Source organism: Agrobacterium sp. 22-223-1 (assembly GCF_053522385.1).
This window is the reverse complement of record NZ_JBNWCN010000001.1, coordinates 1,805,669-1,818,549: the sequence shown is the minus strand read 5'-3', so window position 1 is coordinate 1,818,549 and position 12,881 is coordinate 1,805,669. Positions and strand designations below refer to the sequence as shown.

The following is a 12,881-nucleotide window of genomic DNA, read 5'->3' as shown; positions in this document are numbered from 1 at the left end:
TTCCCCCATATTGACGTCACAAATCACGTCACAAAATGGGGTCCGAATGGCGGGCAAACCTCAACATTGGAAAGAGCGTAACGGGCGGTATTCCGCAAGGATCGTCATACCTTCATCGCTCCGGCCATATCTTGATAATCGGGCAGAACTCGAAATTCAGCTGGGTTGCGACCGGCGAAGCGCCCTTCGCAACCATGCCGCCGCCGTTGCTTCGATGCAGAGGCAGATTGGCATTGCCCGACTGAAGCATGAAGCCGCGACCGGCCAGCAGCCGAAGCCAGCGGCCCATCCACTCACCGCCCAACAAATCGCCCTACGTGACTACCAGAGCCAGATCAGCTTCGATTCCGAGATTCGTGCGCATGACCCTCGCTATGCGCAGATTGACCCCGATCCGGAATATGACGCTCATCCATTCCGCGACGGCTTTGCGGGCAAACTATCCGACGACGAACTAGAAGAACTCGTCGGTTCCCGTATCGAGCGCGCACGTCTCGCAGGAAACACCGACGCCGTGAAGGGAACGCCGGAGTGGCGCGCATTAGCGCAGGCGCTTTGCATCGCGTCCTACGAGGCTGTTGCACGGCGCTACGAGCGCAACGATGGGGATTTCAACGGAGAACCCTCTCACCCCATGCTTGTCGACGCCGTGAGACAGGAGGCAAGTCAGCCTGTAGCCTCGCCTTTTGCGGGCATAACCTTTGAGGACGTTATTAAGGAACAGGAGCGACTAGCTTCCATCGGTCTCAGCCGTCCGAAATCGGAAGCGACCTTAGAGAAATATCGGAACGCGAAAGACGATTTTGAGGCTTTCCGAAAAGATAAGGCCGTTGCGACGGTAACACTCGCAGAGGGCAGGGCGTGGCGTGATCACATGCTTGTCGATGGCAAGCTGTCCCGTAAGACCGTGCACGACAAAATCACCATCATCCGAACCCTGATGGGTGAGGCAAACAAGCAGGCCGAAAACCAGATGTTTCCACAAGGGGAACCGTGGGCGGCTTTGGAGCTTCCGGTTGTTCAAAAGGGCGACAGTGCCGAACGGACCTATTCACTCAAAGATGCCCGTCATTTCCTCGAATTTGCCCGGAGCGCAACACGAGCAAGCTTTCGCTGGATACCATGGATCATTGCCCATACCGGTGCGCGAGTGAATGAAATCACAGTGCTGGAAAAGCGCGATATCTTCGAAGTAGAAGGCTTCTGGTTCATTCATATCCGTGTTGGCGACGGGCGAAAGACAAAGACGCACAAGGCGCGAAAGGTGCCGGTGCACCCCGGATTGATCAAGGAAGGCTTCATCGAATGGGTGAAAGCACAACCAGACGGCAAGCTCTTTCCCGGTGGCAAGAATGAAGACCAGCGCTTGCGCGAATGGATACATGAAAAGGTCTTCCCGAAGCGCACCGATTTGCCCCCGCCGAACCACGGTTTCCGCCATCTGTTCGAAGACGCACTAACAGGAGGCGTGTCTGAACGGGCCGCCCTCTACATCATGGGGAGGTCTTCCGGGTCATCCGCTGACGACTATGGCGGCAGCGACGTGAAACTTGTCGAGATCGCGAAACAGATGAAAACCGTGCGCGACATCATCCCCTAAGACGATGCATCAATTTTTCTGATTCAAAATCGATATTATATCATATTTTCTGAAGTTTTTTAACTTATCGGGATTCACATTCGAATCCTGTCGTGAGATAATATTCCTAAGTTAAATAGGAATGTTATCCAGATGGGTTTTTGGAGCGAAGTCAAAAACAGGATTGGAATAGGGGAGCGTAAAGCTCATCTCCTGTCCGATCCTGCTGTTTCAGAACTCTTTGGCGTGCGCACTGCTTCCAGCGGTGTGAGCATCGGCGGTTTGTCGGCGCTCAACACTCCGGCTGTTCTTCAAGCCGTGCGCCTGATTTCTGAATCTATTGGCTCCCTGCCGGTAAAACTCTACCGGGAACAGGCGGAAGCCAAGGAAATCGCCAACAAGCACACCGCCCATAAGATCGTCCATAAGCGTGCGAACGAATGGACGGGCGCGGGCGCAATTCGCACACAGCTTACATCCGACGCTCTGATCTACGGCAACGGCTTTGCCCGCGTTGTGCGATATCCCGATGGACGCCCGTTTGAGCTTATTCGGCTTCTGCCCGGCACCGTGTCCGTCATGGAAGACAGCCTTGGCGCAGCCCCGCCATTCTATCGTGTTTCCGAGAACGGCGGCTCCCGCGACTATCCGCACAGCGAAATCCTTCATATTCCTTCTTTCCTCAATCGCTCCCCGATCTCATTTGGCCGTGAAGCCATTGGCCTTGCATCCGTTCTGGAAAAGCACGGCGCAACGTTCTTCACCTCCGGCGCACGTCCAAACGCAATCATTTCCAATGAGAAGGCACAGGGCGGGGAAGCTGGCGCAACCATCATTTCCAACATGCGCAAGAGCTTCCGGGAATGGATGCGCGGCGCTTCAGCCGATCCGCTCATTCTTGACGGCGGTTGGAAGTATGAAGCCCCGGCGCTCACCTCCACCGATAGCCAGTATGTCGAAAACCGTCTGGAACAGATCAACGAAATCTCCCGCGTCTTCGGCGTTCCACCGCACCTGCTTTTCCAGCTTGAGCGGGCGACGTGGTCCAACGCCGAACAGATGGGTGCAAGCTTCCTTCAGCTTTGCCTCCGGCCATGGCTCGACAAGTGGCAGGAAGCCCTTGCAACTGTCCTTCTGACCGAGATCGAACAGAACGACCATTGGTTTGAATTTGTTGTCGATGACCTCATGCGCGCTGACATGGCATCGCGCACAGCGAATATTACGGCGCTCGTCACCAATCGCGTCATGTCACCCAACGAAGCCCGCGCCATCCTCAATATGCCGCCGCTTCCCGGTGGCGACGAGTTGATCAATCCCCATACCACCTCCGGCGCAACGCCTGTTGCGGCCCTCGAAAAGGAACCCGCCAAATGACGGAACACCGCGCCTTCTTTGGCGACGGCGAAAAAGCCTTTGCCTTCCCGACCCGAGACCTGATCATCGAGCTTGAAACGAAAACAGGCCATGGTGTCGGTGCGCTTTTCCGCCGTTTCCGCGATACCAGTTACAGCTTCACAGACGTTTCCGAGATCATCCGGCTTGGCTTGATCGGCGGCGGCACTGCCCCCGAAGAAGCCCACCGGCTCATGTCTGTCTATGTCATCGGCAGGCCGCTGGCCGAAGTTTTTGCCGTTGCAGACGGAGTTATCACCAGCCTATTCTTCGGCGTTGAAGCCGTGAATGACGCAATCTCGCAGGTGGCAGAATGACAGCCGCCGCCAGCGCCATCGAAACAGGCAATCTCGAAATCAAGGCCGAAGTCTCGATTGACGACACCGGCACCGTGACCGGAATCGCTTGGCCGTTCGGCCAGCCTGACAGCTACGGCGATCTTATTGAGCCATCCGCCTTCAGCTTCGCCCCGCGTGTCCCGATGATCGTGGAGCACGAGCAGAAAAGCGTCGTGGGCGTCTGGGAGTCCTATTCTGTCACCGACAAGGGACTTGAGGTCAAAGGCCGTCTGTTCGTTGAAGGCATCGAACCTGCCCGGCAGGCCCGGCTTGCCCTTCAGCGTGGCACCATGTCCGGCCTGTCCATCGGATATCGCCTTCATGAAGCAAAGGCACGTCCGGCAGGTGGCCGCGTTCTGACGGCCCTCACAATCAATGAAATCTCCCTTTGCAAGCGGCCTGTCCATCCAGACGCTCGCATTACCGAGACAAAGTCTCACCCCCTCAACGTTGAACAGGAAAACCCCAAAATGGAAAATGCAGAGCAGAACAAGCCGGTGGCGAATGCCGACCCGGTTGTGAGCGCCGAAGAAATCAAGGCGCTCAAGGACGATATCGCGACGATGCAGGCCAAGCTTAACCGCCGCCCTGCCGCCGACAACAACAATCACCCCAAGGCTTCGAATGACAACGGCAACGAAGTCAAAGCCTTCTCGGACTTCGTTCGCACGGGCGATGCATCTGAAGTGAAGGCACTCGCTTATGGCGGTTCCTCCACGGGCGGCATTCTCGCACCGGAAGCCGTCGCCACGACCATTCTCGAAAAGGTGGCCGAATACTCCCCGGTTCGCGGTCTTGCCCAGACCATCGCCATGTCCGGCCCGCTGCTTCAGCTTCCGCGCCTTGTCGATGAAGTCACCCCGGCACCCCGCGCCGAAACCGCCACCGCTGCCGAAGATGAGCCTTCGTTCGAACAGATCGACCTCAAGCCGTTCGAAATGGCCGTGACTGTCCCGGTTACTCGTATTCTGCTGGAAGACGCGCAGATCGACCTTGCAGCTTTCCTGTCCAATCACATTGCCCGCAGGTTCGGCCAGATCGAAGCATCGTGGTTCGTCAACGGCAACGGCACGACGCAGGCAGAAGGCGTTCTCAACTCGGATGACGTGGAAGAAATCGACGTTGCCACTGCCGCAGGCTTCAATGCCGAAGCCCTGATCGACCTCTATTACCACATCAAGACGAGCTATTCGGTCAACGGCTCGTGGCTGATGAACCGGAAGACCATGAGCGTTGTTCGCAAACTCAAGGATAGCGACGGAACCTATATCTGGCAGCCCGGTATTACCGCAGGTCAGCCTTCGCTGCTTTTGGGCCGTCCGGTTTATGAAGCCGTGGACGCGCCGGACATCGCAGCCGGTAAAACCCCGATTATCTTCGGTGATTTCGCCAGCGGCTACGCCATCGCTGATCGTGTCGGCTTCGACATCATCCGCGACGACATTACCGGCGCTGGTAACGGCGTGGTGAAGCTGCATGCACGCCGCCGTGTCGGTGGCCGCGTGATCATGGGCGAAGCTCTCGCCAAGCTCAAGATCACGGCCTAAGCCATGAGAAAGCAGCGCGCATCTTTCGAACAGGTGGAAATCAGTCATGGCGGTATCGCCGTGACCCTTCGCCCTTCGTTGCGGGCTGCCACCATCCTTGAAGAACGTTTCGGCCTTCCGGCGCTTCATGCTGCCTTGGAAGACCTGAACTACACAGTTATTTGTGAGATCATTCGGGCCTCCGAAATAAGCAGCGGCACCCCGAATGCAGCGGCCTTCCTGACTGCCGTGCAGCGAAGGCCGCTTTTCCCTTTCTTTCTTGCTGTTCGTGCGCCGTTGTTCGAGCATGTGTCCATGCTGACGCCAGCACCGGAAAAGCGTGTGCAACCGTTGCACACGACCGGCAAGCAGGTGACATGGGCTGAAGTGTTCGCGGCCCTCTATGACCGTGCGACCGGCTGGCTTGGCTGGACGCCTGAACAGGCTTGGAACGCTACACCTACCGAAATCGACCGGGCCTATAGAGCGCATCTTGAGAAGCTTAAAGCCATTCACGGCGGCGGTTCCGACGAGAAAGAACCAGACCCGGAACAGGCAGAGCGCAACATTGCCGCTGGCCTTGACCCTGAATTTGACCGTGCAGGACTTCAGGCACTCAAATCTTCCGGGAAGCGCAAATGAGCAAGCCCCCACGGATTTGTGCATGTGGCACCATCGTTCCCCACGGCCAGCTTTGCCAGTGCCAGGAGAAGGCCAAGCGCAAACGCAACGCGCGCCATGATGCCCGCCGCCCTTCAGCAGCCCTTCGCGGTTATAACCATGAGTGGCGTAAGGCCCGGGGTGAATATCTTCGTGCGCACCCATCTTGCCGGATGTGCGGAAGCGCCGCCACCGTTGTCGATCATGTCATTCCCCATCGCGGCGATAAGCGCCTCTTCTGGTTTCGCGGCAACTGGCAATCCCTCTGCACGCCTTGCCATAGCTCCACGAAACAGCGGCAGGAGCGACAGGCATGACTATGGTGCAGAAATGGCGAAGGGCGCCACGAGGACGCCCTTCTGATCTCCCGGTAGGACTCGAACCTACAACCCCCAGTTTACAAGACTGGCGCTCTATCCAGTTGAGCTACGAAAGGTCAACGGGTTGTAATTTGGTGGGTCGCAACCAACTTGTCAAGAGGCGGTCATGACACCAGCCACCATCCTTGAACACGACGGCATCCAGCAATCCATTATCGAATGGGCGCTGGATTACGGCATCACACCGGGCATCATCATCGCCCGTCTTGAGCGTGGCCTGTCTATTGCTGACGCAATCACCACACCGATGAAGATCGGTTATCCACGCCAGCGCTTGCCCGTCTTCTGTAATGAGCAGGTTAACAGTCGGTCGCGCCATGTCCTGACACCCACCTATACGGTGAATGGCATCACCAAAACCCTACAGAAATGGGCGGAAGGACTGAACTTGAGTGTCAGTTCCCTCCAACTGCGTTTGACCAAAGGTATCCCGCTCGAAGAAGCGCTCACGACGCCAAACAAGACCCAAAAGAAGCAACCGAACGAACGGGCTTGTGCGGACGCTGATCGACAGGACGCGAATAGCCCTCCGGGGGTGTCTGACGATTTGCACCCCTTCGAAGGGACCGGCGCGGGGAGGTCTCTTCGAAAAAGTCCTGAAATAATCTTTCACAAGGAAGCAGCGGAATGACGCTCATCACACCTGATCTCGCAAAGCAATATCTGCGCATTGATCACAGCGAGGAAGATGCATTGATCATGCTTCTCATCGAAGGGGCGTGTGAGTATGTCGCAAACTATATCGGCAGGCCGCTTGATGAGCTTGACCCGTTACCGTCTGATCTGAAAGTCGCGATCCTCCGGCTCGTAAGCTTCTATTATGAGTGCCGGAATCTCGCAACGTTCGGGATTTCCAGCCAGATCGCACCGCAGACCGTCACGCAGACGCTCGATAACTACCGGGAAAGGTGGTTCCACGATGGCGAATGACGGGTTGGACGATCTCATGAAAGCATTCGACCGGGTGAAGAAAGCCCCGCGTGATGCTGTGCTTAAAGCCCTGACGACCTCCGCAGAGTCAATCGCATCCACGCAGCGCGCCCTTGCGCCGGAAGATACAGGTGCGTTGCGGGACTCCATCACCGTCACGCTGCCCGGCCAGTCCACCCCGCCGTATAGCCAGCCCGGCGGCAACCGTGTTGCCGGTGACAACGAAGTCATCATCACCGTGGGCGACACCGACACGCGCTACCCGCATCTGGTCGAATACGGGACCAGCAAATCCGACGCACAGCCCTTCTTTTGGCCGGGCTTCCGGCTTCAGCGAAAACGGGCGCAGCAACGCATTGACCGGGCAGGCCGAAAGGCAATCCGCCAAGCGTGGAATAGAAAGACCAGCGAATGAGTATCGAACCTGTTCTCACCCTTCAGACCGCCATCCGCAACCGGCTGATCAACAAACCGGAAGTCGCCGCCCTTGTGCCGCCGACCCATATCCGGGCAGGCAGCACACGGCCCGACAAGACACCCTGCATCGTGATCGCAGACGGCAACACCGAATTGCATGGCAATGATTATCGCGCCCAGACCGCCGCGTGGGTGTATCTCGACCTGCATGTTTGGACGCTGGACGCCGGGCAGGATGCATCCAAAGAGATTGCCGCCGCCGTGAATGATGCCCTGTCCAAATACAATCTGTCTGCCGAAATGGAGATCGCAGGAGCCTATTGTGATCATTTCGCGGTCACGACCATCCGGCACCCACGCGACCCCGATCCTCAATACGGCCATTCCATTCTGTCCGTTGAAGCTTTGATAAGGTGGTTTAAATGATCAACGCGGGCAAAATGGATAGGCGTATTACCATCGAACGCCAGACCGAAACTGTGAAACCGTCCGGTGACGTCGTGAAGTCATGGGCTACCGTCGCCGTCGTTTGGGCCGAAATCATCCAGCAGTCGGCCACGGAGTTTTTCACCGCCCTTGGCGAGGCGGAAACCGGCAGCATCATTTTCCGTGTCAGATATATGCCGGGCATCACAACGGCAGATCGCGTCACCTATAACGGCAACGCCTACGGCCTGAAGGAGATCAAGGAAATCGGCAGATACGAAGCCCTTGAGTTGCGTGGTGAGGTGCTGAAATGAGCATCCACAATCGCGGCGTCAAACCGGCCATCCAGCGCGACAGCACCGCCATCACCAAAATGCCAGCGCCGCCTAAGCGCCTTTCACCGCACGCCAAAGCCGAATGGCGGCGCGTGTTTCCGGTGCTGATCAAACGTGGCGTCGTCACGACCGGCGATCTTGCTGGCATCGAAAGCTATTGCACGGCAGTCGGCTTCGTCGCCCAGATCACAGAACAGATGGCTGGTATGGCCGTTCCCGACATGAAGCTTGGCGGTCTGCAAATCCGTTACATGCAGACGGCCCGCCAGCTTGCCGCCGAATATGGTTTGATGCCTGCCAGCCGTTCGCGCATTGGTGACGCTGGCCCCGCCGACGATGACGACGATAACCCCTTGGCGGTAACGTGATGGCAAAGGGCGCGTCTACTTATCCGGCTTGGGTGTTTGACAATTCCCCGATTCCTGATCCGTTCGGTTACGGGGAGCGTGCTGTGCGCTTCCTTCGCATGCTTCGCCATCCATCCAGCAGCGCGCCCAAACGCGCCTTCACGCTCACCCGCTGGCAAGAGCGCATCGTGCGACGCATCTATGGCCCACGCACGCCAGACGGCCAGATGATCGTGAAATCGGTTTTGCTTTTGATGCCGAGAGGGAACCGGAAGACCACGCTTGCAGCCGCCCTCGCGCTGCTTCATAGCATCGGCCCTGAAGCCGTTCCCGGTGGACAAGCCATCTTCGCAGCCAAAGACAGCGATCAAGCCAAGATCGCCTTCAATGAAGCCGCTGGCATCATCCGTGAGGATAAGCGGCTGGTTCGTGCCACGAAGATTTACGGCAGCAAGACCGGCAAGCGTCTGATCAATTGCGACCTGAAAAAGAGCGGCCTTGAAGTCCTGTCTTCAGACGGCGGCAAAGCGCACGGCCTTTCCCCCACCTTCATTCTTGCCGATGAACTGCATGTTTGGAAAAATCGGGAATTATGGGAAGCGCTCAAAAGCTCGCGCGTGAAAAAGCGGCCCCTGACAATAATTGCAAGCACGGCGGGCGCGGGTAACGAAAACCTGCTCTATGATGAGTATGTCAACGCCTGCAAGATTGCGACAGGTGAGAAATTCAATCCGTCATATCTGCCCATCTTGTTCATGGCCGACCCGGACGATGCATGGGATGACCCGGCAACGTGGCACAAGGCAAACCCCGGCCTTGCTGACGGCTTCGTGTCGATTGAGGAATTTGAAAACCTTGTCACCGACGCCAGAGACAGGCCGCAGGAGCGGTTCGCCTTCATGCAATTCAACTTGAATCTCTGGCAGGGCGCTTCCCGCGAACCCTTGTTCGATATGGGTATCTATGATCAAGGCCATGACCCTAATTTCGATCTGGCCGAGCTTGAAACCCTGCCTTGCTACATCGGCGTGGACATGTCGGTTAATGGCGACCTGACGGCCATTGTTGCCGCTTGGAAGCATGGCGATGGCCGTATCTTCATTCATCCGTGGTTCTTTCTCCCCGGTGATGATCTCAAAGCCCGCGCCGTGAAAGACGCCGTGCCGTATGAGCAATGGGCGGCTGACGGTCATGTGATCGCCATTGATGGCCCGATCATCGAACCGGAAGCCATCGAACAGCATATTCGCGATCTTTGCGGCACGTTTGACGTGCGTGAGATCGCCTTCGATCCGTATCTTGCCCGCAAGACTATGCAGCGCCTCCACGATGACGGCTTGCCAGCTATCGAAATGCGACAGGCACCGCTCACCATGGGACCGGCGATTGGCGACCTTGAGCGCACCGTCAACGGGCGCATGATCCGCCACAATGCCCACCCGGTGCTTAGGCACCATTTTAATTCCGTTGTCGCCAGCCGTGGCGATACCGGCCTTGTTCGAATGCACAAAGACAAGCGCACAGATCGCATTGACGGCGCTGTTGCCGCCGCCATGGCCGTTTCCCGCGCCATCCAGAGCGATAACAGCAGGTCGATTTATAACCTTCCCGAAGACGAATTTGCGGCCCTGATGGCCGAAGCAGCATAAGGTGTTTTGAAAATGGCAGATGAAGGTCAGCAGTTGCTTATTACGCTCGCGGCGCGTTTTGACCGGTATGAGCGGGATATGGAGCGCCAGAAACAGCGTTCCCGAACCGGCTTTAAACAAATGCAGACCGACGCCGAGAAGGCCGGTTCCGGTATTGAAAAGGCCATGGGTAGCGCCATGAAGACAGTTGGTGCTTTCGGCAAAGGCTTGGCCGGTGGCATCATCGGCGGGCTTGCCATCGGTGGGCTTGATACGATCATCGGGCGCGTGGGGGAACTGACAAAGGGCATCGCCAATATCGGAAGCGAGGCGAAGCGTGCCGGTTTGTCTAATCAGGCGTTTCAAGAGCTTGCCTATGTCGCGGAACAGGCGCGCATTCCCGTTGACGCACTGACGGACGGCATGAAGGAGCTTTCGCTCCGGGCAGATGAATTTATCTATACCGGCAAGGGGTCTGCTGCCGAAGCGTTCCAGCGGCTGGGCTTCAGCGCCAGCGACCTCAAGGAAAAACTCAAAGACCCTTCCGCCCTGCTTGTCGAAATCATCGGGCGATTGCAGCAACTCGACAGGGCGGCGCAAATCCGCATCGCTGACGAACTGTTCGGCGGAACCGGGGGTGAGCGCTTCGTTGAACTTCTGTCTCGTGGCGCTGACGGCATCCGGGAAACCATTGCGGAAGCACACAAGCTGGGCGCTGTGATGAGCGACGAAATGATCGCCCGTGCCGATGAACTGGACCGGAAGTTTAACAAGATCGGCACCACCGTTTCGACCTTCACCAAACAGGCCGTTGTCGGCCTTGTCGGTGCGATGGATGATTTTCTCGATAGATGGAACAGGGTCGAAGAACAGACAAGCCGCAATGTGCAACGCGGCCTGACCGCCGTTTACGATGACCTTCAGGAAGCGAAAGCTGTTCTGGCCGATCTCCAGTCACAGGCATTGCTTGATCCCGATGACCCGATCACCGGCCAGAATATCGACAAGCAGAAACAGAAGATCGAAGAACTCACCACGGAAGCCATGCGCTTGCGTGACGTTCTCGACCGCCGCAACGGTTACAGCGAAGGCTTCATTTACAAGACCGGCGAGGAAGCGGCGGGCGCAAAACCGCCGATCACCGACCTTAACGCTGCCATGAGCGGCACCGACAGCGCCGCCGCGAAGGCAACGGCCAATATCAAGAACTTTGCCGACGCGATCCGGGCGCTCAAGAATGAAGTGCCGGAACTTGCAAAAGAGCTTCAGAACCTCGACAAGAAGGCCCAGATTGAAGCCGTTTATCAGGCGGCGCTTTCGAAAGCGCAGGGCGGGCGCGAAGTGGCCTTGGCTAGCGAAATGCGCGGCAAGGCGCTGGCATCGCTCAACATCAAATCCGCGACCGACGACCCGGCCAGTTACCTTTCGGCAATCCTTGGTTCCGGCAAATCGCAATCGCACATCACCGGCATGCAGGCTGATTTCCAGAAGCGGCTTGCCTCTATGATCGCGTCCATGCCGAAAGAGCTTCAAGGTTCGGTGACGATCAACTCCGGCTTCCGTTCGGTGCAGCGCCAGCAAGAGCTTTGGCTTGAGGCGCTGAAGAAATATGGCTCCCCTGAAGCTGCCCGGAAGTGGGTCGCCCCTCCGGGCAATTCACAGCACAATCGGGGAAACGCCGCCGATCTCGGCTATAAGTCGGATGCTTCCCGGCAATGGGTGCATGCGAACGCCAGCAACTATGGCCTTGCGTTCCCGCTTTCGAATGAGAACTGGCACATTGAAGACGCCAGCGCCCGAAGCAAGGATACCACCGCCGAAATCGAACGGTTGACGCATGCCGCAACCCGGCAGGCGGACGCCTATTCCCAGATCACGGCGGGCGCACGGGAATACACCGACGCACAGCGCACCGAACAGCAAGCGCTTGGCATGACCGAGCAAGCGGCAGCGGCGCTCCGGTATGAGCAGCAGATGCTTGCCGAAGCGCAGCGGGCAGGTATCGCCCTGTCACCACAGCAGCGGTCAGAAATCGCTCAGCTTGCGGGGGGAATGGCGCAAGCAGAAATGGCAACCGACCGTCTCCGGGAGAAACAGGACGGCTTGGCGGAAGCCGGGAATTTCTTCGGCCAGCAGATGACCGATGCCCTTGCTGGCCTTCTCTCCGGCACAATGACGGCGGAGCAGGCGCTTCAATCTATGTTGCAAACCCTGATCAAAGTCGGTCTTCAGGCCGTGCTCATGGGCGACGGCCCGCTTGCCGGTCTGTTCGGTATGGGCGGCAAATCCTCATCTGGTGGCGGCTTCGGCGGTATCTTTGGCGCGCTTCTCGGTGGCCTCTTCGGCTTCAGCGAAGGCGGTTGGACTGGTCCCGGTAGCAAGCATCAGCCCGCAGGCGTCGTGCATGCCGATGAGTTCGTTTTCTCCAAACAGGCGACCCGTGCGCTTGGCGTGAGAAATCTTGACGCTATGCATGAAGCCGCCAAGCGCGGCTATGCTGAAGGCGGTCTTGTCACGGAAACGCCGACGCTCTCAGGTGGCTTTTCCGGTGGCGTTAGCGCAAGCCAGACGCAGAATATTTCAATTGCGCCAACGATCACGGTCAATGGTAGCGCAGGCACGCCAGAGCAAAATGCTGATCTTGCGAAACGGATTTCGCGGGAGTTTGAGGGAACGGTGCGCGGCCTGATCGCAAAAGAGGTCCAAGCGCAATCACGTCCCGGCAACTTTCTAAACTCGCGATCCCGTTGACAATGATATGAAAAATAAAAGGGGAGCGGCTCGTCGGCGGCTCCCCTTGTAGCGTTTAGCTGCCGTCGCTTGCAGCCTAAGGAATATATGCATTCCATGTATTTAAATCAAAAATTTCATTGATTTATTTGATTTTCACCACGCGATTCCTTGAATGATTCTCGGGTCA

At 57.4% G+C, this 12,881-nt stretch carries 14 protein-coding genes and 1 tRNA gene; 14 read left to right on the top strand and 1 reads right to left on the bottom strand.

Annotated elements, in window-relative coordinates:
• Positions 1 to 46: 46 nt before the first annotated feature.
• The 6 genes from ACQZ60_RS08995 to ACQZ60_RS08970 all read left to right on the top strand — a co-directional run bounded on the left by ACQZ60_RS08995 (position 47) and on the right by ACQZ60_RS08970 (position 5,815).
• Complete coding sequence (locus tag ACQZ60_RS08995) at positions 47 to 1,600, top strand: integrase (RefSeq protein ID WP_448735104.1); 1,554 nt, start codon at positions 47 to 49, stop codon at positions 1,598 to 1,600.
• 225 nt (positions 1,601 to 1,825) lie between these two features.
• Positions 1,826 to 2,956, top strand: coding sequence for a phage portal protein (locus tag ACQZ60_RS08990; RefSeq protein WP_448735103.1), 1,131 nt, complete (start codon positions 1,826 to 1,828; stop codon positions 2,954 to 2,956).
• Entirely contained in the window at positions 2,953 to 3,291 is a 339-nt protein-coding gene (locus ACQZ60_RS08985) for a gene transfer agent family protein (RefSeq protein WP_448735102.1), read from the top strand. Before ACQZ60_RS08990 ends, ACQZ60_RS08985 begins: the two co-directional genes overlap by 4 nt.
• Positions 3,288 to 4,859: a phage major capsid protein gene (locus tag ACQZ60_RS08980; RefSeq protein WP_448735101.1), complete on the top strand. Its 1,572-nt coding sequence runs from the start codon at positions 3,288 to 3,290 to the stop codon at positions 4,857 to 4,859. Before ACQZ60_RS08985 ends, ACQZ60_RS08980 begins: the two co-directional genes overlap by 4 nt.
• A gap of 3 nt (positions 4,860 to 4,862) precedes the next feature.
• Positions 4,863 to 5,480, top strand: a complete 618-nt coding sequence (locus ACQZ60_RS08975; protein WP_448735100.1) for a hypothetical protein — start codon at positions 4,863 to 4,865, stop codon at positions 5,478 to 5,480.
• Positions 5,477 to 5,815, top strand: a complete 339-nt coding sequence (locus ACQZ60_RS08970; RefSeq protein WP_142185263.1) for an HNH endonuclease — start codon at positions 5,477 to 5,479, stop codon at positions 5,813 to 5,815. Before ACQZ60_RS08975 ends, ACQZ60_RS08970 begins: the two co-directional genes overlap by 4 nt.
• Positions 5,816 to 5,860: 45 nt before the next feature.
• Here the strand turns inward: ACQZ60_RS08970 and ACQZ60_RS08965 are convergent.
• Positions 5,861 to 5,934 (bottom strand) — tRNA-Thr (locus ACQZ60_RS08965).
• 50 nt (positions 5,935 to 5,984) lie between these two features.
• Here ACQZ60_RS08965 and ACQZ60_RS08960 point away from each other — a divergent pair.
• Genes ACQZ60_RS08960 through ACQZ60_RS08925 form a run of 8 tightly spaced genes read left to right on the top strand, consistent with a single transcriptional unit; the run spans position 5,985 to position 12,712 of the window.
• Complete coding sequence (locus tag ACQZ60_RS08960) at positions 5,985 to 6,509, top strand: hypothetical protein (RefSeq protein ID WP_448735099.1); 525 nt, start codon at positions 5,985 to 5,987, stop codon at positions 6,507 to 6,509.
• Complete coding sequence (locus tag ACQZ60_RS08955) at positions 6,506 to 6,808, top strand: head-tail connector protein (RefSeq protein WP_448735098.1); 303 nt, start codon at positions 6,506 to 6,508, stop codon at positions 6,806 to 6,808. The genes ACQZ60_RS08960 and ACQZ60_RS08955 overlap by 4 nt, the downstream gene beginning before the upstream one ends.
• Positions 6,798 to 7,223 (top strand): HK97-gp10 family putative phage morphogenesis protein, encoded by a 426-nt coding sequence (locus ACQZ60_RS08950; RefSeq protein WP_448735097.1) that lies wholly within the window; start codon positions 6,798 to 6,800, stop codon positions 7,221 to 7,223. The genes ACQZ60_RS08955 and ACQZ60_RS08950 overlap by 11 nt, the downstream gene beginning before the upstream one ends.
• Positions 7,220 to 7,651 carry a DUF3168 domain-containing protein gene (locus ACQZ60_RS08945; protein ID WP_448735096.1) on the top strand — a complete coding sequence of 144 codons (432 nt, stop codon included), beginning with the start codon at positions 7,220 to 7,222 and terminating at the stop codon, positions 7,649 to 7,651. Before ACQZ60_RS08950 ends, ACQZ60_RS08945 begins: the two co-directional genes overlap by 4 nt.
• On the top strand, positions 7,648 to 7,965 hold the full coding sequence (locus ACQZ60_RS08940; protein ID WP_448735095.1) for a phage head closure protein: 318 nt from the start codon (positions 7,648 to 7,650) through the stop codon (positions 7,963 to 7,965). Before ACQZ60_RS08945 ends, ACQZ60_RS08940 begins: the two co-directional genes overlap by 4 nt.
• Entirely contained in the window at positions 7,962 to 8,354 is a 393-nt protein-coding gene (locus tag ACQZ60_RS08935) for a P27 family phage terminase small subunit (RefSeq protein WP_448735094.1), read from the top strand. Before ACQZ60_RS08940 ends, ACQZ60_RS08935 begins: the two co-directional genes overlap by 4 nt.
• Positions 8,354 to 9,982, top strand: a complete 1,629-nt coding sequence (locus ACQZ60_RS08930; protein WP_448735093.1) for a terminase large subunit — start codon at positions 8,354 to 8,356, stop codon at positions 9,980 to 9,982. Before ACQZ60_RS08935 ends, ACQZ60_RS08930 begins: the two co-directional genes overlap by 1 nt.
• Before the next feature lie 12 nt (positions 9,983 to 9,994).
• Positions 9,995 to 12,712 (top strand): D-alanyl-D-alanine carboxypeptidase family protein, encoded by a 2,718-nt coding sequence (locus ACQZ60_RS08925; protein WP_448735092.1) that lies wholly within the window; start codon positions 9,995 to 9,997, stop codon positions 12,710 to 12,712.
• The last annotated feature ends 169 nt before the right edge of the window (positions 12,713 to 12,881 follow it).